Origin of the sequence: Streptomyces sp. 5-10 (assembly GCF_014712245.1) — a bacterium.
Lineage (GTDB): Bacteria > Actinomycetota > Actinomycetes > Streptomycetales > Streptomycetaceae > Streptomyces > Streptomyces violaceusniger.
In genome coordinates this window covers 36983-58440 of sequence record NZ_JACVYG010000038.1, presented here as the reverse complement: position 1 = coordinate 58440, position 21458 = coordinate 36983, and the positions used below count along the sequence as shown (strand labels likewise).

At 72.6% G+C, this 21458-nt stretch carries 14 protein-coding genes and 2 pseudogenes; 3 read left to right on the top strand and 13 right to left on the bottom strand.

Going from position 1 to position 21458, the window contains the following annotated elements:
- Positions 1–81: 81 nt before the first annotated feature.
- The 9 genes and pseudogenes from IEJ02_RS32865 to IEJ02_RS32825 all read right to left on the bottom strand — a co-directional run bounded on the left by IEJ02_RS32865 (position 82) and on the right by IEJ02_RS32825 (position 13798).
- Complete coding sequence (locus tag IEJ02_RS32865; RefSeq protein WP_191068163.1) at positions 82–720, bottom strand: TetR/AcrR family transcriptional regulator; 639 nt, start codon at positions 718–720, stop codon at positions 82–84.
- Positions 717–1718, bottom strand: a complete 1002-nt coding sequence (locus IEJ02_RS32860) for an enoyl-CoA hydratase family protein (RefSeq protein WP_191068162.1) — start codon at positions 1716–1718, stop codon at positions 717–719. Before IEJ02_RS32860 ends, IEJ02_RS32865 begins: the two co-directional genes overlap by 4 nt.
- Positions 1715–2636 (bottom strand): annotated as a pseudogene (locus tag IEJ02_RS50540) (AMP-binding protein). The gene IEJ02_RS32860 and the pseudogene IEJ02_RS50540 overlap by 4 nt, the downstream one beginning before the upstream one ends.
- 129 nt (positions 2637–2765) lie before the next feature.
- A complete protein-coding gene (locus IEJ02_RS32850) occupies positions 2766–3926 on the bottom strand; it encodes an acyl-CoA dehydrogenase family protein (RefSeq protein ID WP_191068161.1) in 1161 nt (386 codons plus the stop codon).
- Positions 3927–3973: 47 nt separating this feature from the next.
- Entirely contained in the window at positions 3974–6037 is a 2064-nt protein-coding gene (locus IEJ02_RS32845) for an ATP-binding protein (protein ID WP_191068160.1), read from the bottom strand.
- A gap of 98 nt (positions 6038–6135) precedes the next feature.
- Entirely contained in the window at positions 6136–7734 is a 1599-nt protein-coding gene (locus IEJ02_RS32840; protein ID WP_191068159.1) for an acyl-CoA carboxylase subunit beta, read from the bottom strand.
- Between the two features lie 211 nt (positions 7735–7945).
- Complete coding sequence (locus IEJ02_RS32835) at positions 7946–9568, bottom strand: acyclic terpene utilization AtuA family protein (RefSeq protein WP_263408004.1); 1623 nt, start codon at positions 9566–9568, stop codon at positions 7946–7948.
- A 242-nt stretch (positions 9569–9810) separates the two neighbouring features.
- Positions 9811–10671: pseudogene (locus IEJ02_RS32830) on the bottom strand (TIGR03084 family metal-binding protein); the annotation flags it as partial.
- Positions 10672–10942: 271 nt separating this feature from the next.
- A complete protein-coding gene (locus IEJ02_RS32825) occupies positions 10943–13798 on the bottom strand; it encodes an FAD-binding and (Fe-S)-binding domain-containing protein (protein ID WP_191068156.1) in 2856 nt (951 codons plus the stop codon).
- Between the two features lie 276 nt (positions 13799–14074).
- Here IEJ02_RS32825 and serC point away from each other — a divergent pair, with 276 nt between their 5' ends.
- The gene (gene serC, locus IEJ02_RS32820; protein ID WP_191068155.1) at positions 14075–15193 is read left to right on the top strand and encodes a phosphoserine transaminase; all 1119 of its coding nucleotides are present in this window, start codon (positions 14075–14077) and stop codon (positions 15191–15193) included.
- 89 nt (positions 15194–15282) lie between these two features.
- Here serC and IEJ02_RS32815 read toward each other — a convergent pair whose 3' ends face one another.
- Positions 15283–16287: a hypothetical protein gene (locus IEJ02_RS32815; RefSeq protein WP_191068154.1), complete on the bottom strand. Its 1005-nt coding sequence runs from the start codon at positions 16285–16287 to the stop codon at positions 15283–15285.
- 374 nt (positions 16288–16661) lie between these two features.
- Between IEJ02_RS32815 and IEJ02_RS32810 the strand changes: the two genes are divergently transcribed.
- Positions 16662–17213, top strand: a complete 552-nt coding sequence (locus IEJ02_RS32810; protein ID WP_191068153.1) for a hypothetical protein — start codon at positions 16662–16664, stop codon at positions 17211–17213.
- 290 nt (positions 17214–17503) lie between these two features.
- Positions 17504–18499 (top strand): aldo/keto reductase, encoded by a 996-nt coding sequence (locus IEJ02_RS32805; protein ID WP_191068152.1) that lies wholly within the window; start codon positions 17504–17506, stop codon positions 18497–18499.
- 278 nt (positions 18500–18777) lie between these two features.
- Here IEJ02_RS32805 and thpR read toward each other — a convergent pair whose 3' ends face one another.
- From thpR to IEJ02_RS32790, 3 genes are all read right to left on the bottom strand, one after another.
- Entirely contained in the window at positions 18778–19371 is a 594-nt protein-coding gene (gene thpR, locus IEJ02_RS32800) for an RNA 2',3'-cyclic phosphodiesterase (RefSeq protein WP_191068151.1), read from the bottom strand.
- A 111-nt stretch (positions 19372–19482) separates the two neighbouring features.
- Positions 19483–20925 carry an MFS transporter gene (locus tag IEJ02_RS32795; protein ID WP_191068150.1) on the bottom strand — a complete coding sequence of 481 codons (1443 nt, stop codon included), beginning with the start codon at positions 20923–20925 and terminating at the stop codon, positions 19483–19485.
- A 33-nt stretch (positions 20926–20958) separates the two neighbouring features.
- The gene (locus tag IEJ02_RS32790) at positions 20959–21420 is read right to left on the bottom strand and encodes a MarR family winged helix-turn-helix transcriptional regulator (protein ID WP_044573694.1); all 462 of its coding nucleotides are present in this window, start codon (positions 21418–21420) and stop codon (positions 20959–20961) included.
- Between the last annotated feature and the right edge of the window lie 38 nt (positions 21421–21458).

Here is a 21458-nt window from a genome sequence, read left to right as displayed (position 1 = left end):
CTCGCGATGGGTCAGGACGCGGCCGGGGCGGAGTGGTCGTCGGCCGGGTGGTCGTCGGCCGAGTGGTTATGGGTCGAGTGGTTATTGGCCGGGTGGTCGTCCGGGTCCTTCGGGAGCCAGGATTCCCTCCAGGATCCGCGACCACTGGGCCACCACCCGCTTCCGGCGGTGGCCGTCGTCCGTCAGCAGATTGGCCAGGCCCAGGCCCCGTCCCATGTCGAGCAGGCCCTGGACGGCCTCCCGGACGCCCGGCACCGACTCGTCGGCGCCCAGCAGCTCCACCGCCATCCGATGCGTCTCCCGGCCGATCTTCGCCTCCAGGGCGGCCACCCGGGCGCCCAGCTGCTCCTCGTAGGAGGCCGCCACCCACAGCTGGAGCGCGGCCCGGAAGAGCGGGCCGGTGTAGAGGGTGACCAGCGCCTCGACCACCGCGGGGACGCGGCCCTCCCCGTGCGGGGCGGGAAGGGCGCGCAGCTCCGCCGAGCGCTCCTCGGCGACATGCTCGACGGCGGCCGTGAAAAGGTCCTCGCGGGTCGGGAAGTGGTGCTGGGCCGCGCCCCGCGACACCCCGGCCCGCTCGGCGACCACCGCGACCGTGGAACCGGCCCAGCCGCGCTCGGCGAGGCAGGCCACGGCGGCCTCCAGCAGCCGTCTGCGGGTGGCGCGGCTGCGGTCCTGCTTGGGCTGCTTGGGGTCGCGCACCGCCGTACGGGGGGTCATCGGGACGCCCCGGCGGGGCCCGTGTTCCCCGCGGCCCCCGCGGCCCCCGCGTCCGGAGCCGCCCCCGCGTCCGGTATCGCCCCCGTATCCGCCGCGGCGCCCGCGTCGGAAGCCGTCTGCCGCACCCACGCCGGGTCGCGCCGCTCCAGGAACGACGTCATGCCCTCACGCGCCTCCTCGGAGGCGAAGAGGCGGGCCGAGAGCGCGGCCAGCGCCTCGCCGTCCCGGTCGAAGGCGCGCAGCACATCGGCGGTCACCAGCCGCTTGGACTCGGTCAGGCCCTGCGGGGAGCCCCGGCGCAGCCCGTCCAGGACGGGCGCCAGCGCCTCGTCCGCGTCACCCTCCGGGTCCGCGAGCGTCACCAGCCCGATCCGGGCCGCCTCGGCGGCGTCGAACCGCTCCCCCGTGAGGTAGTAGCGGGCCGCCGCGCGCCGGTCCAGCCGGGGCAGCAGCGGCATCGAGATGACGGCCGGGGCGAGGCCGAGCCGCGCCTCGGTGAAGGCGAAGCTGGCGCCGCGCCCGGCCGCCGAGATGTCGCAGGCTCCGAGCAGCCCGAGCCCACCGGCCCGTACGTGCCCGGTGACGCGGGCGACCACGGGCTTGGGCAGCTCCACGATCGACCGCAACAGCGCCACAAGATTGGACGCCCCCGAAGCCGAGGGCGGTTCGCTCAGGTCCGCGCCCGCGCAGAAGGTGGTGCCGGTGTGGGTGAGCAGCACCGCCCGCACACTGTCGTCCCGCCCGGCCGCCGCCAGCGCCTCGCGCAACTCGGCGACCAGGCGCGAGGAGAGGGCGTTGCGGTTGTGCGGCGAGTCCAGGGTGAGGGTGGTGATCCCGCGCGCGAAGGCGGCCCGGACAAGGGGCGTCGGCGCGTCGGCCGTAAGGCCGTCGGCCGTGGAGCCGCCAGCCGTAAGGCCGTCAGTCGTGGAGCCGTCGGCCGTAAGGCCGTCGGTCTGCGGGCGGTCGGTCGTGGGACCGGTCGTGGGGCCGTCGGTCATGGGGCGGTCGAACTCCTTTCCCTGGCGCGCAGTTCACGCCTGAGGATCTTGCCGGTGGCCCAGCGCGGCACGGTGTCCGTGAACTCCACGCGGCGCACCTTCTTGTACGGGGCCACCTGTCCGGCAACGTATGCGATCAGGTCGTCCTCCGAGAGCCGGGTCCCGGCCCGTGGCACCACATACGCCTTGGGGACCTCATTGCCCGCCCCGTCCGTCACCCCGATCACCGCGGCGTCGACGACGGCCTCGTCCACGACGCGCATCTCGGTGCTCGGGAGCAGCTTTCCGACGGTACCGGGCGGGGCGTTCTTCGCGTCGCGCGGCACCAGATGGGAGCCCGGAGACAGCTCCGTCATCCCGAACGCCTGGAGCAGCGGCGGGACGCCGAGCCGCTGGGCGCACGCCTCCGCGAGCCGGGCGTCCAGCGGGGCCGCCGCGCGTGGGTGAGCATCACGCCCTTGGGGGTGCCGGTGGTGCCGGAGGAGTACGGCAGGACGGCGATGTCCTCGGCCGGGTCGATCTCCACCACCGGTTCGGGCGCGGTGCCGCTCAGCATGGAACGCAGCGAGCGATGGCCGCTCGCCTCGTCACAGACGAAGATCTCCCGTACCCCGCCCGCCCGTTCGGCGGCCTGCCGGGCCACGCCCAGCAGCGCCGAGACGGTGATGATCCACGACGCGGCCGCGTCCCGGAGCTGCTTGGCGAACTCCTCCGGCGTCGCCAGCGCACCCCCGCCTCCGCCAGCGCGGCCCCGATCCGGCGCGAGGCGCGGTCCAGTGCGGCATAGCTCAGGGCGGCCCCGGTCACGCCGTCCACCAGCGCGGTCAGGTCGCCGAACTCCTCGGCCGCGCGGGCCAGTACGGCGTCGTGGATGGGCAGATCGACGGGCGGTACATCGGGATACTCGCCGCGCAGCACCATGGCCGCTCCCCTCAGCTCTGATGGACCTACCTGTCCGTTCTGCCCCATCCGCGAAGCCCTACGATTTCGCCGGGCCCGGCGCCGACTCAGTACGACTGCGGCCCGCTCACTACGACCTGAGCCCGCTCAGTACGACTTGGGCAGGCCCAGGGTCTGGTGGGAGACATAGTTGAGGATCATCTCCCGGCTGACGGGGGCGATCCGGGCCACCCGGGCGGCCGTGATCAGCCGGGCCAGCCCGTACTCGGCGGTCAGGCCGTTGCCGCCGAGGGTGTGCACGGCCTGGTCCACCGCCCTCACCGCGGCCTCCCCGGCCGCGTACTTGGCCATGTTGGCGGCCTCGCCCGCGCCCGCGTCATCGCCCGCGTCGTACAAGTACGCCGCCTTCGCCATCATCAGCCGGGCCAGCTCCAGCTCGATATGGGCCTGGGCGAGCGGGTGGGCGATCGCCTGGTGGGCGCCTATGGGCTCCTTCCACACCTGGCGGGTGCGGGCGTAGTCCACGGCCTTGTCGAGCGCGTAGCGGCCCATCCCCAGCGCGAACGCCGCCGTCATGATGCGCTCCGGGTTGAGCCCCGCGAACAGCTGGAGCAGCCCGGCGTCCTCGTCGCCCACCAGCGCGTCGGCGGGCAGCGTCACGTCGTCCAGCACCAGCTCGAACTGTTTCTCCGCGGCGGCCAGTTCCATGGGGATGTGGTGGTGGGAGAAGCCGTGGGTCTCGCGCGGGACGATGAACAGGCAGGGCTTGAGCTTCCCGGTCCTGGCGTCCTCGGTGCGGCCGACGACAAGGACCGCGTCGGCGTTGTCCACCCCGGTGATGAAGACCTTACGGCCGTTGAGTATCCAGCCGCCGCCCTCGTCCCGGCGGGCGGTGGTGGTGATGCGGTGCGAGTTGGATCCGGCGTCGGGCTCGGTGATGCCGAAGGCCATGGTGATGCTGCCGTCGGCCAGGCCGGGCAGCCAGCGCTCCTTCTGCCCGGCGGTGCCGAACCGGGCGATGACGGTGCCGCAGATGGCGGGCGAGACGACGAGCATGAGCAGCGGGCAGCCCGCCGCGCCCAGCTCCTCCAGGACGATGGACAGCTCGGTGATGCCGCCGCCCCCGCCGCCGTACTCCTCGGGGAGGTTGACGCCGAGGTAGCCCAGCTTTCCTGCCTCGGCCCACAGTTCGGCGGCCCCGTCGCCCTCCTGGGGGCCGCCCGGGGCGTGTCCCTTGGCGAAGGACGACACCGCGGCGCGGAGCGCCACGCGCTCCGGGGTGTCCACGGGTGTGTGCGGGCTGGTCATGGACGGCTCCTCCCACGTGCGTGCGTTGTGCGGGCCACGTGCGCTGTTCACTCCCCCGCCGCCACGACGGCGAGCAGGGCTCCGACCTCGACCTGGCGGCCGGGGGCGGCGTGCAGGGCGGTGAGCACGCCGGCGGCGGGCGCGGTCACGCGGTGCTCCATCTTCATGGCCTCCAGCCACAGCAGGGGCTGTCCGGCCTCGACCCGGTCCCCGACCGCCACCTCGGCCACCCGCACCACCGTGCCCGGCATGGGCGCCAGCAGCGAGCCCGGTTCGGTGCGGGCGGTGGGGTCGGGGAAGCGGGGCAGCGCGGTGAACACATGGCCGCCCTGGGGCGTGTCGACATAGCGGCGGTCCCCATAGGCCGTCACCTCGAACGTCCGCCGGACCCCGGCCACATCGAGGACGACCCGCGCCGGGCGGGCGGCCGGCGCCGACTCAGCGGCTGGCCCCGCATCGGCATCCCGCCCAGGCCCGGCATCCCGAGTCGGTCCGGCGTCCCGCCCCGGTCCGGCGTCCCGGCCCGGCCCGACATCCCGGCCCGGTCCGGCGTCCCGCCCCGGCTCGGCGGCCAGCAGCCGGACCTCGGGGAAGCCCTCCGCGAGCAGCCCGTCACGGGTGAGGCGGTAGCGCACCTCGTGCTCGGTGCCGCCCGGCTCGGCGCGGTACCTCCTCAGCTGCGGCTGGGAGGGCACATTGCGCCAGCCGCCCAGCCGCCCCGCCACGGTCGCCGGCCGCCGCGCCGCGTCGGCCAGGGCGGCGGCGAGGGCCGCGAGCGGAGCCGCCTCGTCGTCATCCGTGGCGGCGGTCAGCTCGGGCAGATGGCGTTCGAGGAACCCGGTGTCCATACGGCCCGCCTCGAACTCCGGGTGGCGCAGCGCCCGTACGAGCAGTTCGCGGTTGGTCACCGGGCCGTGGATCCGGGCCCGCTCCAGCCCGTGGGCCAGCCGCCGCACCGCCTCGGCCCGGGTGGGGGCCACGGCGATGACCTTGGCCAGCATCGGGTCGTAGTGGACGCCGATCGCGTCCCCGCCCTCCGGCCCGGAGTCCACCCGCAGCCCGGGGACCTCCAGCCGGTGCAGGATCCCCGTCTGCGGCCGCCAGTCGCGCGCCGGGTCCTCGGCGTACAGCCGCGCCTCGATCGCGTGCCCCCGGGGCGCCGGAGGCTCGGCGTCGAGCCGCTCCCCCTCCGCGATCCGCAGCTGGAGCGCCACCAGGTCGAGGCCGTGGATCTCCTCGGTGACCGGGTGCTCGACCTGGAGGCGGGTGTTCATCTCCAGGAAGTACGCCCGCCCCGAGGATGAGACCAGGAACTCCACCGTGCCCGCGCCCTCGTAGCCGATCGCGCGCGCCGCGTTCGCCGCCGACTCGGCCAGGGTGCGCCGCAGTTCCCCGTCAAGACCGGGGGCCGGGGCCTCCTCGATGACCTTCTGGTGGCGGCGCTGGAGGGAGCAGTCGCGGGTGCCGAGGGTCCATACGGTGCCGTGGGTGTCGGCGAGCACCTGGACCTCGACATGGCGGGCGCCCTCCATATAGGGCTCCACGAAGATCTCGCCGTCGCCGAAGGCGGAGGCCGCCTCGGCGCGGGCGGAGTCGAGTTCGGCGGGGAGCGCGGCCAGTTCGCGCACCACCCGCATGCCCCGGCCGCCACCGCCCGCCGCCGCCTTGACCAGCACGGGCAGATCGCCGGCGGTGACCTCGGCCGGGTCGAGCGGATCGAGCAGCGGCACGCCCGCCTTGCGCATGATCTCCTTGGCGCGGGTCTTGGAGGCCATGGCCTCCATCGCCTCGGGCGGCGGCCCCACCCACACCAGTCCCGCGGCCCTTACGGCGCGCGCGAAGTCGGCGTGCTCGGAGAGGAAGCCATAGCCGGGGTGTACGGCGTCGGCCCCGGCGGCCAGGGCGGCCTTCACCAGGAGATCGCCGCGCAGATAGGTGTCGGCCGGGGCGTCGCCCGGCAGCCTTACGGCGGAGTCGGCCTCGCGCGCGTGGGGCGCTTCGGCGTCCGCGTCGGAGTGCACCGCGACGGTGGCGATGCCGAGGTCACGGCAGGTGCGGACGATACGCCGCGCTATCTCGGCGCGGTTGGCGACCAGGAGGGAACGGATCACGGGGTTCCTCACTCACGTCCGGGCGCGGCGGGCAAGGCGAACGAACAGACAGGCGGACGGACAGGCGGACGGACAGGCACAGCTCACGGGTTCCTCACTCACATCCGGAAGACGCCGAAGCCACCGCGCGCGCCCTCGACCGGCGCGGTGTGCAGGGCGGACAGACACAGGCCGAGCACCGTGCGGGTGTCGCGCGGGTCGATGACGCCGTCGTCGTAGAGCCGCCCGGAGAGGAAGAGCGGCAGCGACTCGGACTCGATCTGCTGCTCCACCATGGCGCGCAGCGCGGCGTCGGCCTCCTCGTCGTACGGCTGCCCCTTGGCGGCGGCGGACTGCCGGGCGACGATCGACATCACCCCGGCGAGCTGCTGCGGGCCCATCACGGCGGACTTGGCGCTGGGCCAGGCGAAGAGGAAGCGGGGGTCGTACGCCCGGCCGCACATCCCGTAGTGACCGGCGCCGTACGAGGCGCCGATGAGCACCGACAGGTGCGGGACGCGGGAGTTGGAGACGGCGTTGATCATCATGGCGCCGTGCTTGATGATCCCGCCCTGCTCGTAGTCGCGGCCGACCATGTAGCCGGTGGTGTTGTGCAGGAAGAGCAGCGGGATGTCGCGCTGGTTGGCGAGCTGGATGAACTGCGCGGCCTTCTGGGACTCCTCGCTGAACAGCACCCCCTGGGCGTTGGCCAGGACCCCGACCGGATAGCCGTGCAGCGCGGCCCAGCCGGTGGCCAGGCTGCGCCCGTACAGCGGCTTGAACTCGTCGAAGTCCGAGCCGTCGACGATCCGGGCGATCACCTCGCGCGGATCGAAGGGGACCTTCAGATCGCTCGGAACGATGCCGAGCAGCTCCTCGGCGTCGTACTTGGGCGGTTCGGCGGGCCCGGGATCGGGGTGGGCCTTGCGCCAGTTGAGGCGGGCGACCACCCGGCGGGCCTGGCGCAGCGCGTCGGGCTCGTCGGTCGCGAAGTAGTCGGCGAGGCCGGAGGTGCGGGCGTGCATCTCGGCGCCGCCCAGCGACTCGTCGTCGCTCTCCTCGCCGGTGGCCATCTTCACCAGCGGCGGGCCGCCCAGGAAGACCTTGGAGCGCTCCTTGACCATGATCACGTGGTCGGACATCCCGGGGATGTACGCGCCTCCGGCGGTGGAGTTGCCGAAGACCACGGCGATCGTGGGGATCCCATCGGCCGACAGCCGGGTGAGATCCCGGAACATCGCCCCACCGGGGATGAAGATCTCCTTCTGCGAGGGGAGATCCGCGCCGCCGGACTCGACGAGGCTGACCAGCGGCAGCCGGTTGGCGCGGGCGATCTCATGGGCGCGCAGCGCCTTCTTGAGCGTCCAGGGGTTGCTGGCCCCGCCGCGTACGGTCGGGTCGTTGGCGCTGATCAGGCACTCCACACCGGAGATCACCCCGATGCCGGTGACGATCGAGGCCCCCACCGGATAGTCGCTGCCCCAGCCGGCCAGCGGCGACAGCTCCAGGAAGGGGGTGTCCGGGTCCAGCAGCATCTCGATCCGCTCGCGCACCAGCAGCTTGCCGCGCTTGCGATGGCGCTGGACGTATTTCTCACCGCCCCCGGCGAGCGCCTTGGCGTGCTCGCCCTCCAACTCGGCGAGCTTGGCGAGCATCGCCTCCCGATGGGCCGCGTGGTCGGCGCCTGCGGGGTCGAGCGCGGACGCGAGCACGGTCACTTGGTCCCCAATCGGGTAAAATGCGTGTTGTGCGTTGCGAGAACCAAGCGCGCACAGCGTGCTGAGCGAGAGCCAAGCCAGCGCAACCCAGTGCTTTCGGGCAACCGGGCAGGTTCCGTCCCGGCTGGTGTTGAGGGAGTAAGACCTTGTCGGTCGCTGACCTGCGGGGCTTCCTGAGCCAGGAATCCCTCTGCTTTAGCTGAGGGAGGGTTCAAAGCAGTACCTCCGGTATGTCCAGATGGCGGGAGCGCAGCCATTCGCCGACGGCCTTGGCCTGGGGGTCGAAGCGGGCCTGCGCCGCGACGCCCTCGCCGAGCAGGCCGTCCACGACGAAGTTCAGGGCCCGCAGCCGGGGCAGCGGATGGCGGGTGACGTTCAGCGCGGCCGTCTCCGGAAGCAGCTCCCGCAGCCGGTCGACGGTGAGGGTGTGGGCCAGCCAGCGCCAGGCGTCCGCACCGCGCGCCCAGACGCCGATGTTGGCGCTGCCGCCCTTGTCGCCGCTGCGGGCCCCGGCGACCGCGCCGAGCGGGGCGCGGCGGGTGGGGCCCGGCGGCAGCGGGGGCGGCAGCGGAGGTACGTCCACCGGGCCCCCGGCGGCGGGCGTGGTGGGCGCCGGGGGAACGGACAGCCGGGTGCTGTCCGGCAGTACGGCGGTGTGCGGCACGGTGTCGGCCGGGGTCTCCACGGCCTCGAAGACGCCGTAAGGGGAGCCCTTTCCGGGCGGGGCGGTGACGTGGAAGCCGGGGTAGCTGGCGAGGGCCAGTTCGACGGCCGCCCCGCTGATCACCCGCCCCACCGCCGCCGGGTCCCGGTCGCGCACCACCAGCCGCAGCAGCGCGCTCGCCTCCTCCTGCACGGCCGCGTCGGGGTGGTCGGTACGGGAGAGGGTCCAGCGCACCTCGGCGGGGCGGCGCTTGCTCATCGCCCCCTCCATCTGGTCCCGTACGAGCGCCGCCTTGGCCTCGATGTCCAGGCCGGTGAGCACGAACACCACCTCGTTGCGGTGGCCGCCGAGCCGGGTCAGCCCGGTCTTGAGGGTGCGGGGCGGCGCCTCGCCCCGTACGCCGTGGACGCGCACCCGGTCCGGGCCGTCCTGGGTGAGCCGCACCGAGTCCAGCCGGGCGGTGACATCGGGGCCCGGGTAGCGGGCGCCCGCCGTCTCGTAGAGGAGCTGGGCGGTGACGGTCCCGACCGTGACGGCGCCGCCGGTGTGCGGATGCTTGGTGATCACGCTGGAGCCGTCGGGGTGGAGCTCGGCGAGGGGGAAGCCGGGGCGGCGGACGTCGTGCTCGGCGAAGAAGGAGTAGTTACCGCCGGTCGCCTGGGTACCGCACTCCAGGATGTGCCCGGCGACCACGGCCCCGGCGAGCGCGTCCCAGTCGTCGGCGGCCCATCCGAAGTGCGCGGCGGCGGGGCCCGTCACCAGCGCGGCGTCCGTGACCCGCCCGGTGACGACCACGTCCGCGCCCCCGCGCAGACAGGCCGCGATCCCGGCGCCACCGAGATACGCGTTGGCGGTCACCACGCCGGGCCCCCAGTCGCGGGCGTCGAGGAGATCGTCGCCCTCGACATGGGCCACCCGGCACTCGATCCCGAGCCGGTCGGCGAGCTCGCGGATCGCATCCGCCAGACCGGCCGGGTTCAGCCCGCCCGCGTTGGTGACGAGCCGTACCCCGCGCTCCATGGCGAGCCCCAGGGTGTCCTCGAGCTGGCGCAGAAAGGTCGTGGCATAGCCCCGCGCGGGGTCCTTGGCGCGGTCCCGGCCCAGGATGAGCATGGTCAACTCGGCGAGGTAGTCACCGGTCAGCACGTCCAGGGGCCCACCGGTGAGCATCTCGCGCAACGCGTCGAAGCGGTCGCCGTAAAAGCCGGAGGCGTTGCCGATGCGGAGGGGGCGGGGCGGAGGGGTCACCAGGCGCCTCCGGGGCGGTGTCCGGGGACGTCGCCCTGCGGGGCGGGGCTCGCGGGCCCATCGCTCGGGGCGCCACCGCCTGCGGGCCCATCGCTCGGGGCGCCATCGCCCGCCAAGGCGTCGCCTCGGGCACCACGGCCTCCGGAGGGGCCGCCTGAGCCACCACCGCCTGCGCGGACGTCACCCGGGGCATCACCCCCCGCCCTGCGCTCGGTACCACCACCCACCATGTGCTCCGCCCGCTGCCCCGGCGCCCGGCCCCTGCCGGGCGGGCCCGCGAACGCCTGGGCGATGTCCAGCCAGCGGTCCGCGTCCGGCCCTTCGGCGCGTAGGGCCAGATCGTCGCGGTGGGCCCGCTGGGTCACCAGCAGACAGAAGTCCAGCGCGGGCCCGGTGACCCGCTGGGCGGCGTCCTCCGGCCCGTACGTCCACAGCTCACCGGCCGGGGCGGTGAGTTCGACCCGGAACTCATCGGCCGGCGGCTCCATGCCCCGCGCCGCGTACGCGTAACCCCGCGCCCGGAACCCGATCCGGGCCACGTGGCGCAGCCGGGCGGTGGGGACTCGGTGCGCGCCCAGGGCGTCGGCGACGTCCTGGCCGTGCGCCCAGGTCTCCATCAGCCGGGCGGTCGCCATCGACATCACGCTCATGGGCGGCCCGTACCACGGCAGCCGGGCGCGCGGCGGCTGCGCGGCCAGCGTACGGAGCAACCGCTCCCGCCCCTCGCGCCAGCGCCCCAGCAGCACCTCGGGCGGCTCGGCCGCGCCGCGCTCGGCGCCCTCGTCCACGAACGCGTCCGGCGCGGCCCACGCCCGGCGCACCTCGTCCGCGAACCCCTGGGCGTCCTCGGCGGCTTGTACGGCCCGCTCGTCGGTCCACGCGAGATGGGCGATCTGGTGGGCGACGGTCCACCCGGGCGCGGGCGTCGCCATCCGCCACTCCGCACCCCCGAGCCCGGCCACCAGGCCGTCCAACTCGTCCCCCTCCGCTCGCAGATCGCCGAGCAGAGCCTCCGTCTCGGACACGCGTCGCTCCCGTCGTCGGGTCTGTCGTGTGTCGGCCTTCTCTTGCCCTCGCCGAGTGCTCTCGTCCAGGGCTCTCGTCGAATGCCCCTGTCGAGTGCCCGTCGAGTGCCCTCGCCGAGCGAGAGTGGCAGCGCGACGAGAAACAATCAAGCACGCTTGCATGATTCAGCCGGTTGAGACGACCCGTCAGAACACGTCGGCAGGGGAGCTGGTCGGCTCGATGAGGTGTGCGGCTCGGCCGACCAGCCCCGGCAGCGGCGAACGGCTCGCCTTATGGCAGCCGTTCCGCCAGGACCTCTGCCAGGTGGCGGCCCTTCTGGCCCGCCAGCTGGGTGAGTTGGGTGCGGCAGGAGTAGCCGTCCGCCAGGACCTCCGTGCCGGGTTCCGCGGCCCTTACGGAGGGCAGCAGTTGCTCCTCGGCGCAGGCCGCCGAGACCTCGTAGTGGCCGTTCTCGAAGCCGAAGTTGCCTGCCAGGCCGCAGCAGCCGCCGCTCAAGGCGCCCGTAAGGCCGGCGCGTTCGCGGAGGCGGCGTTCGGCGGCGTCGCCGAGGACGGCGTGCTGGTGGCAGTGGGTCTGGCCGACGACGGGGCGGTCGATCCTCGGGGGCTGCCAGTCGGGGGCGTACCGCTCCAGCGCCTGGGCGAAGGTCGAGACGGACTCGGCGAGGCGTGCGGCGCGCGGGTCGGAGGTGAGGAGTTCGGGGAGGTCGGTGCGGAGGGCGGCGGTGCAGCTGGGTTCGAGGCCGACCACCGGGAGCCCGGCGTCCAGGGCCGGGGCCATGACGTCCAGGGTGCGCCGCATGACCGTACGGGCGCGGTCGAGCTGGCCGGTGGAGACCCAGGTCAGCCCGCAGCACACGGGTTTCGGCGGGACGACCACCCGCAGCCCGGCCGCCTCCAGCACGGCGACCGCCGACCGGCCGACGGACGGGGAGAGGTGGTTGGTGAAGGTGTCGGGCCACAGGACGACGGTCCGTCCGTGCTCGGGCCGCCCCGATCCCGACGCGGCCCCGGCCATCGCCTCGCGTGCCGCCTCGCGGACCCGGTTCCGCCACCACCGTGTGAAGGGCTCGTGGGCCAGTTCCGGGATGTCGCGTTCGGGGGCGATGCCGCCCAGGCGTTTGGCCAGGGTGGCGAGTGGGCTCACCCCGGCCAGCGCGTTGACCGCCGGGGCCGCCCGCAGGAGGGACGCCGCCCGCAACCACACCGGGAGCCACCCCATCGAGTAGTGGGCGGCCGGGCGCGGCCGGCCCTCGTAGTGGTGGTGCAGGAACTCCGCCTTGTAGGTGGCCATGTCGACCTCCACCGGGCAGTCGCTGCGGCAGCCCTTGCAGGACAGACACAGGTCGAGCGCGTCCCGTACCTCCTCCGAGCGCCAGCCGTCCTGGACCACCTCGCCCGCGAGCATCTCGTGCAGCAGCCGGGCGCGGCCGCGCGTGGAGTGCTTCTCCTCGCCGGTCACGCGGTACGACGGACACATCACCCCGGCGCCGGACACCGACTCGTTACGGCACTTGGCGACGCCCACACAGCGCCGGACCGCCGCCGAGAAGTCGCCCTTGTCGTGCGGATAGCCGAACTCGACGTCCACCGGGCGCCTGGGCAGCGGATCGAAGCGCAGGTTCTGGTCCAGGCGCTGGGGGCGGGCCAGGACGCCGGGGTTGAGGCCGCCCTCCGGGTCCCACAGGTCCTTGAAGCGGGAGAAGAGGCCGACCATCTCCGCCCCGTACATGCGCGGCAGCAGCTCGGCGCGGGCCAGGCCGTCGCCGTGTTCGCCGGAGAGCGAGCCGCCGTGGGCGACGACGAGATCGGCGAGGTCGGCGGAGAAGGCGCGGAAGACCCGGATGCCGGGCTCGGTCAGCAGGTCGAAGTCGATGCGGACGTGGATGCAGCCGTCCCCGAAGTGCCCGTACGGCGTGCCGCGCAGCCCGTGCTGGGCCATCAGGGCGCGGAAGTCGCGCAGATACGCGCCGAGCCGGGGCGGCGGCACCGCGCAGTCCTCCCAGCCGGGCCACGCCTCGCTGCCGTCAGGCGTCCGGGTGGCGGTACCGGAGGCGTCCTCGCGCACCCGCCACAGGGCGCGCTGCCCGGCCGGGTCGGCGACCACGGTGTGGTCGGTGGTGGCCTCGGCGGCGGCGCGGGCCACCTCCTGGGCGCGGGAAAGTGCCTCCTCGCGGGTGGCGCCGCCGACCTCCACGAACAGCCAGGCGCCGCCCTTGGGCAGCCCGGTCGCCCCGGCGACCAGGTCGGCGGCCATGCCCTCGACGGTCAGCGGACCGTACGGCAGCAGGGTGTGCGCGGCCTCGGCCGCCGCGCTCTCGTCGGGGTAGCCGAGCACGGCGAGGGCACGGGCGGCGGGCGCCTGCACCAGCCTTACGGTCGCCTCGGTCACCACGCCGAGCGTGCCCTCGCTGCCGGTGAGGGCGCGGGCGAGGTCGGCGTTCTTCTCGGGCAGCAGCTCGTCCAGGGCGTAGCCGGAGATCCGGCGGGGCAGCTCGGGGAAGCCGGTGCGCAGCAGGGCCAGATGCTGACCGGCCAGGGACCGTATGCCGTCGCGGAGCCGGGCGGGCAGGTCGTGGAGGCCCTGGGCGGCGCGCACCCGCTCCCCGCCGTAGGTGAGGACGTCCAGCTCGTGGACGTTGTCGGCGGTGGTGCCCCAGGCCACGGAGTGGGAGCCGCAGGAGTTGTTGCCGATCATGCCGCCGAGGGTGCAGCGGCTGTGGGTGGACGGGTCGGGGCCGAACGTCAGCCCATGGGCGCCGGCCGCCGTACGGAGGTCGTCGCAGATCACGCCCGGCTGGACGACGGCGGTGCGCCGCTCGGGGTCGAGCGAGAGGATGCCGCGCATATGGCGGGTGAAGTCGAGGACGACGCCGAGCCCGGTGGCCTGGCCCGCGATCGAGGTCCCGCCGCCGCGCGCGACCACCGGCACCCCGCGCTCCCGGCACACGGCCAGCACCGCCGCCACGTCGTCGGCGTCGCGGGGCGCGACCACCCCGGCGGGGACCCGCCGGTAGTTCGACGCGTCCATGGTCATCAGGGCCCGGCTCGCCGTGTCGAAGGAGACGTCCCCGCGGACGGCCCGCCGCAGGGCCTGCTCCAGCTCGTCTGCCTGGTGATCAGCCATGCCTTCCATGGTCCACGGCGAGGCGGCCGTTGAGAATGTCCCATTCCGATTCATGGCCGCCTCATGGCCGCCATGCATGGGCCGAACAGCTCGCATGGCCGCCTTAAGGCCGCCATGTATGGGCGGAACAGCTCGCATGGCCGCCTTAAGGCCACCATGTTCCGCGATCGACCCCTATACCGGCACATCCTCGCGCGTCAACAGGATGTGGACATACCGTCTCAGCCGCTGGACGCACCGTCGGACCGCGGCGGCCGACGGATTAGGCTTCGGCTCGTGGCTGAGATCCGGATTCCCGATGACATCAAGCCCGCCGACGGACGCTTCGGCTCGGGCCCCTCCAAGGTGCGCACCGAGGCGCTGAGCGCCCTGGCCGCGACCGGAAGCTCCCTGCTGGGCACCTCCCACCGCCAGGCCCCGGTCAAGAGCCTGGTCGGCTCCGTGCGCGAAGGGGTGCGCGAGCTCTTCCAACTCCCGGAGGGGTACGAGGTCATCCTGGGCAACGGCGGCTCCACCGCCTTCTGGGACATCGCGACCCACGGGCTGATCGACTCCAAGTCCCAGCACCTGTCCTTCGGCGAGTTCTCCTCGAAGTTCGCCAAGGCGGCGAAGCTGGCGCCGTGGCTCGAGGAGCCCACGGTGATCACTTCCGACCCCGGCACCCACCCGGAGCCGCGCGCCGAGAGCGGCACGGACGTCTACGCCTTCACCCACAACGAGACCTCCACCGGTGTCGCCATGCCCATCCAGCGGGTGGCCGGTGCCGACGAGGGCGCGCTGGTGCTGGTGGACGCCACCTCCGGGGCGGGCGGTCTGCCGATCGACATCGCCGAGACGGACGTCTACTACTTCGCGCCGCAGAAGTCCTTCGCGGCGGACGGCGGCCTGTGGATCGGCGTCTTCTCGCCCGCCGCGCTGGAGCGCGCCGCCCGGATCCACGCCTCCGGCCGACATGTCCCCGAGTTCTTCTCGCTGCCGACCGCGATCGACAACTCGCTGAAGAACCAGACGTACAACACCCCGGCGCTGGCGACGCTCTTCCTGCTGGACGACCAGCTGAAGTGGATCAACGGCCAGGGCGGTCTGGACTGGGCGGTGCGGCGCACCGCGACCTCCTCGCGCACGCTGTACGGCTGGGCCGAGGAGTCCAAGTTCGCCACCCCGTTCGTGGCCGACCCGGCCAAGCGGTCGCAGGTCGTCGGCACGATCGACTTCAACGAGGAGATCGACGCCGCCGCGGTCGCCAAGGCGCTGCGGGCCAACGGCATCGTGGACACCGAGCCGTACCGCAAGCTGGGCCGTAACCAGCTGCGGGTCGCGATGTTCCCGGCCGTCGACCCGGCGGACGTCGAGGCCCTGACGGCGTGCGTGGACTACGTCATCGAGCACCTCTGAGGGCTCGCTCTGAGCTTCTGAGCGCAAGGGGCCCGCGGCCGACCACCGGCCGCGGGCCCCTTCGCGTACGTTGACGACCGGCCCAGGGATCAGCCCCGGCGGAAGAGCTTGCGCAGGCCGAAGAAGACCACCAGCGCGCCGACGAAGGTGAGCCCGGCCTTGACCAGGTTGCCGTTCTTGTCGTCGTCGGTGAGCTTGCCGTCGACGCGGTCGGAGTACTCCCCGTTCTTCTTCTGCTCCTTCGCGGTGGCGTCCGGCAGCAGCTCCCCGCCGAGGTCCACCGGCGTCACCTTGGAGCCCGCGCCCTCGGTGCCGTACATGAGGGTGCCGCCGTCGGGGGTGAAGGTGACCGACTCACCCTGCCGCTGCAGCGGCAGCCCCGGCTCCTTCTCCAGCCGCGTCGGCTTTCCGTTCCGCCAGTGGTACTCGGCGGCTGAGAAGTAGCCACGGAGCACCAGCCGGGTGCCGTCCGGGGAGAACGCCCCGTCCGTGACCTCCATGTCGATGTCGGAGACCCGCTGGAAGACATTCACCCCGGAGGGGCTCAGCGTGGTCGGTCCGGCGTACAGCCCGCCGTCCTCGTCGCTCTTGCTGGCGATGTAGACGCGGCCCGTCTTGGGATGGACCATCAGCGCCTCGGCGTTGCGCGGCCCGCCCTGGTACTTGACGGTGAACTGGGTCGCGGTGACGGTGGCGTCCTTCAGCCGCTTCGGCTCCGGGAAGCGGTAGATCCACACATGGTCCCACTGACCGCCCAGGTTGTCGCCGATGTCGCCGACGTAGACATTGCCGTCCGGCCCTATCGAGATCGCCTCCACATCGCGGGGATCCCCTATGCCGCGCAGGGTGATCCGCGCGACCGTCTTCCCGGTCCTGCCGTCCACGGCGTAGACGTACGGGCCGTCCGAGCTGTCGTTGTGCGTCCAGTAGACGCCGGGGTGCAGACGGCTCGCGGCGAGGCCGCTGGACTCGGTGATCCGTGGATCCTGGATCGTGAAGGGGGACGGCGACGACGAGTCGTCGGCGGCGGCCGGGGCGGCTGCGGACACGGCCAGCAGCGCGGCGGCACCGAGTACGAACGGAAGCGGACGCATGGGCCCAAGCCTGCCATCCCGCCGGGGGCGTCCGGCGCCGGAACCACGCCGAGGGGTCCCCTCCGGCCACGTATGGCCTCCGCCTGGGCAGGGCTTCCGTCTTCCGCCCACGTCTGACTCTCGGCGATCAGGCCCGACTCCCGTGATCAAGCCCGGCTTCCGTGATCAAGCCCGACTTCCGTGATCACGCATGACTTCCGCGATCACGGGCAGATAACGTCTGTCAATTATTTGTGCGGGCGACCACGCCCAAATAACCCCGAGATTATTTGATCTCATCCGGGGATTATTTCGGCGAGAAATTTATCGGTCATTGACGGCATAGCGGGCGGCGGCATTGCAATACAGAAAGGCCCCGCTTACGGTCTGAGCTCATGAGCGAATACAGCCAGTCCTCTTATGCGCAAACCGCACCGCCCACGCATTCCGCCGGTGCCCCGAACCACGGTGCGGCACCGGCCGCGCCGTCCAAGAAGATCGCGATCTTCGCGATCGTCGGCTCGGTCATCGCGCTGGTCGGCTCCATGGTGAACTGGGTGATCTCCGACTCCGAGGGCGCCACCGGGGGCATCAAGGGCATCGACGGCGACGGCATCATCACGCTGATCATCGCCCTGGTCGCGGCGGTCCTGTTCATCGCCGCCATGGCCACCAAGAAGGCGGCGCTCTACCTGGTCGGCGGCGTTCTTGGGCTGGCCATGGCCATTGTCGCGGCCATCAACATGGCCGACCCCGATCGGCTCCTCATCCAGAAGCTGAAGGACGAGGAGGGGGTGTCGCAGCAGGTCGCGGAGAAGGCGGTGGAGCAGGCCTCGAAGCTGTACGACATGACCGCAGGACCGGGGCTCTACATGGTCCTGATCGGCGCACTGATGGCCCTGGCCCTCGGCCTTCTCGGCTTTATGAAGTCCCGCGCCGCCCGGTAATCCGAAAAGACCGGTCGCATTCGGCGACCATATTCAGCGGCCATATCCGGCGATCACGTTCGACCGAAGTTCGGCCGGAGTTCGAGCCGGAGTTCGATCGACGTCCGGCCGAAGCCGCGAAACCCCAAGACGCCCGCTTTTTGACCGCACGGGGGGCCAAAAAGCGGGCTTTCGGGTTTTCTCGGTTTTTCCACGGGGTATTTCCGCCCGGGCCCCTGCCGCCGCCGACGACGGAGCACCCGGCCCGCCCCCCTTGATTAGAGCGCACTCCAACGGCTTGGCTGATTCCCATGGAGTACACGCAGCTCGGACGCACAGGTCTCAAGGTCAGCCGTATCGTCCTCGGCACCATGAACTTCGGTCCGCAGACGGAGGAGGCCGACAGCCACTCGATCATGGATGCCGCGCTCGACGCGGGCATCAACTTCTTCGACACCGCCAATGTCTACGGCTGGGGCGAGAACAAGGGCCGCACCGAGGAAATCATCGGGAGCTGGTTCGCCAAGGGCGGCGGGCGACGCGAGAAGACGGTCCTCGCGACCAAGGTGTACGGAAACATGGCCGCCGAGGGTGAGCCCTGGCCCAACAGCGACAAGCTCTCGGCCGTGAACATCCGCCGGGCCGTGGACGCCAGCCTCAAGCGGCTCGGCACGGACTACATCGACCTCTACCAGTTCCACCACGTGGACCGCTCCACCCCGTGGGACGAGATCTGGCAGGCCATCGACGTCCTCGTACAGCAGGGCAAGATCGTCTACGCGGGCTCCTCCAACCACGCGGGCTGGCACATCGCCCAGGCCAATGAGGCCGCCGCCCGCCGCGGTTCGTACGGGCTGGTCAGCGAGCAGTGCCTGTACAACCTGGCCGAGCGCCGCGCCGAGATGGAGGTCATCCCGGCCGCGCAGGGCTACGGCGTGGGCATCATCCCCTGGTCGCCGCTGCACGGCGGACTGCTCGGCGGCGCGCTCCGCAAGGAGCGCGAGGGCGGCGGCTCGCGCAGCACGTCCGGGCGCAGCGCCGACGCGCTGAAGAACACGGCGGTGCGCGATCAGATCCAGCGGTACGAGGACCTGCTGGCCAAGCACGGCATCGAGCCCGGCGAGGCGGCCCTGGCCTGGCTGCTCACCCGGCCCGGCGTCACCGGCCCGATCGTGGGTCCGCGCACGGCCGAGCAGCTGGCGTCGGCGGTGCGGGCGTCGGAGCTGACGCTGGGCGAGGAGCTGCTGACGGAGCTGGACGAGATCTTCCCCGGCCCGGGTCCGTCGCCGGAGGCGTTCGCCTGGTAGCGGAGAGGCTCCTACGGGGTGCCGGGGCGTCGGGGTGTCCGGCGGACCACGCAGCGGGGCTCCGCCCCTGTAGCCCGGGGTCTGGGGCGGAGCCCCACCACGCGGCAGAGCCGCATGGTGATGCAAGGGGGGCGTGGGCCGCGCGGCGGTCCACGCCCCCTCGTTCTCAACCTCCGAGTGCGGCAGCCGCGGCGACGACGACGAGAATCAGCACCAGCGCGCCGCTCATGATCATGTTTCTGGTCTTGGGGTCCACACCTCGAGATTAGCCGGACCGCTCAGTGCCCCAGCGGCCAGGCCGCCACCACCTCGTAGCGCGGCTGCTGCCCGGGGACGCCCGGGGCCGGTGGATGGCTGCGCACCAGGCTGAGCTCGCCCACGGTCCACTCCCGGCCCGCGAAGTCCGTGAGCCCGTCCACGTACGGCGCGAGGCTGGTGGCGGAGCCGTGGCGCGGGGAGCCGTGCCGCGGGGAGCGGGCGCGGGCGATGGTCAGATGCGGGTGGTACGGGCGGTGCCGGTCCATCGGGACCCCGGCCCGTCGGCCCCCCGCCTCGGCGGAGTCGGCCAGCCGCCGCAGGGCCTCGCTGTCGCCGTCGACGCCCACCCACACCACCCGATCGTCGAACCGGCCGCCGCCCGCGAGCCGCAGCTCATGGGGGTGGTGCCGATGGGCGGCGCGGGCCAGCCGGGTGTGCAGCTCGGGCAGTACGTCCTCGGCCACCTCGCCGAAGAAGGCGAGCGTGAAGTGCCAGCCCTGCCGCTCGGTCCAGCGCAGCCCGTCCGCCCCCGGCAGCGCCCGGAGCGCCTTGACCCGCGCAGCCAGCTCGGCGACGGCCGCCTCCGGCGGCAACACGGCGGCGAAGAGTCTCATCCGCCCAGTCTCCCGCACCGGAGGTGGGGAACTCAGCCCCTCCGGCGTGCGAGGAGCGGGGTCCCGGGCGAAGTCAAAGAGGCGGAGCCCCGGCAAAGCCAAAGGGGCAGTTCAGGCCGTGGCGGCCAGCGGCTTGTCCTCCGGCTCGGGCGTGCGCGGCACGAAGATCACACGCGGGTGGCCCCGGCGCAGGTCCAGCTTCAGCCGCAGGCCGCCGGCCCGGACCAGGATCAGCCCCACCCCGGCCGCGGCGGCCGCCGAGACCAGGCCGCCCGCGGCGAAGCCGATGCGCGCGCCGCAGGTGTCGGTCAGCCAGCCCACCAGCGGGCCGCCGATCGGCGTACCGCCGACGAAGACCATCATGAACAGGCTCATCACCCGGCCCCGCATCGCGGGATCCGTCGCGAGCTGGACGCTGGAGTTCGCGGTCACGTTGAACGTCAGGCTGAAGATCCCGATCGGCACCATGAGCGCCGCGAAGAGCCAGAAGTACGGGGTGGCCGCCGCGACCATCTCCAGCACGCCGAACATCAGCGCCGCCCCGACCAGCAGCCGCCGCCGGGCCACCACGCGCCGGGCGGCGAGCAGCGCGCCCGTCACCGAGCCGATCGCGATCAGGGTGTTGAGCAGGCCGTACGTACCCGGTCCGGCGTGGAAGACATCGTCGGCGAAGGCGCTCAGCCAGATCGGGAAGTTGAAGCCGAAGGTGCCGATGAAGCCGACGAGCACGATCGGCCAGATCAGATCGGGGTTCCCGGCCACATAGCGCAGCCCCTCCCGCAGCTGCCCCTTGCCGCGCGGCGCCCGCTCGACCTTGTGCAGCTCGCTGGTACGCATCAGCAGCAGCCCGATGATCGGGGCGCCGAAGGAGAGTCCGTTGATGAGGAAGGCCCAGCCGCTGCCCACGGCGGTGATCAGCACACCGGCGACCGCCGGGCCGATCAGCCGGGCGGACTGGAAGTTCGCGGAGTTGAGGCTGACCGCGTTCCGCAGGTCCTTGGGGCCGACCATCTCGTTGACGAAGACCTGGCGGGTCGGGTTGTCGACGACGGTGACCATGCCGAGCAGGAACGCGATCAGATAGACGTGCCAGACCTGCACATGGCCGCTGAGGGTGAGGGCGGCGAGGGCGAGCCCGCACAGCCCCAGCGCGGTCTGGGTGAAGAGCAGCAGTCGGCGCCGGGGACATCGGTCCGCGATGACCCCGCCGTAGAGGCCGAAGAGCAGCATGGGCAGGAACTGCAGCGCGGTGGTGATGCCGACCGCGGTGGAGGAGCCGGTGATGCTCAGGACCAGCCAGTCCTGGGCGATCCGCGACATCCAGGTGCCGGTGTTGGAGATCATGGCACCGGTCGCGAACAGGCGGTAGTTGCGGATCCTCAGCGAACGGAAGGTCCCGCCCCGGGTGCGTCCCGCGGTGACGGCGGGTGCGGGGTCGGATACGGAGTTTCCGGGGGTGCCGGGGGTGCCGGGGGTGCCCAGGCTTCCGGGGTCTCCGGGGTGTGCGGGGTTCTTCGGTGCGGGTGCGGAGTCTGCTCCGGGTCCCGTACTCAAGTGCGTTCGCCTCCTGGCTGCCTCGGGTCGTTCTTACATATGCGCGAGCTTCTCCAGTACGGGCGCGGCGGCGCGCAGCACGTCCCACTCGTCCTCGGTCAGCTCCCCGACCAGCTCGGCCAGCCAGGCGTTGCGCTTGCGTCGGCTCTCTTCGAGCATGGCCTCTGCCCGCTCGGTCGGCGAGACGACCTTCTGCCGCCGGTCCTCAGGATGCGGCTCGAGCCTGACCAGTCCCTTGGCCTCCAGCAGCGCCACGATGCGGGTCATCGACGGTGGCTGGACGTGCTCCTTGCGGGCCAGCTCGCCGGGGGTGGCGGAGCCGCACTGGGCCAGCGTGCCCAGGACCGCCATCTCGGTCGGGCTGAGCGATTCGTCCACCCGCTGGTGCTTGAGCCGCCGCGACAGGCGCATCACTCCGGACCGCAGTGCGCTGACCGCGGCCGCGTCATCGGGGGGCGCCTCCGCCTGGTGCTGGGGGCGGGACAGATCCGGCATGGTCTTTAGCATAACTCATTACCTCGCCTAATGAAACC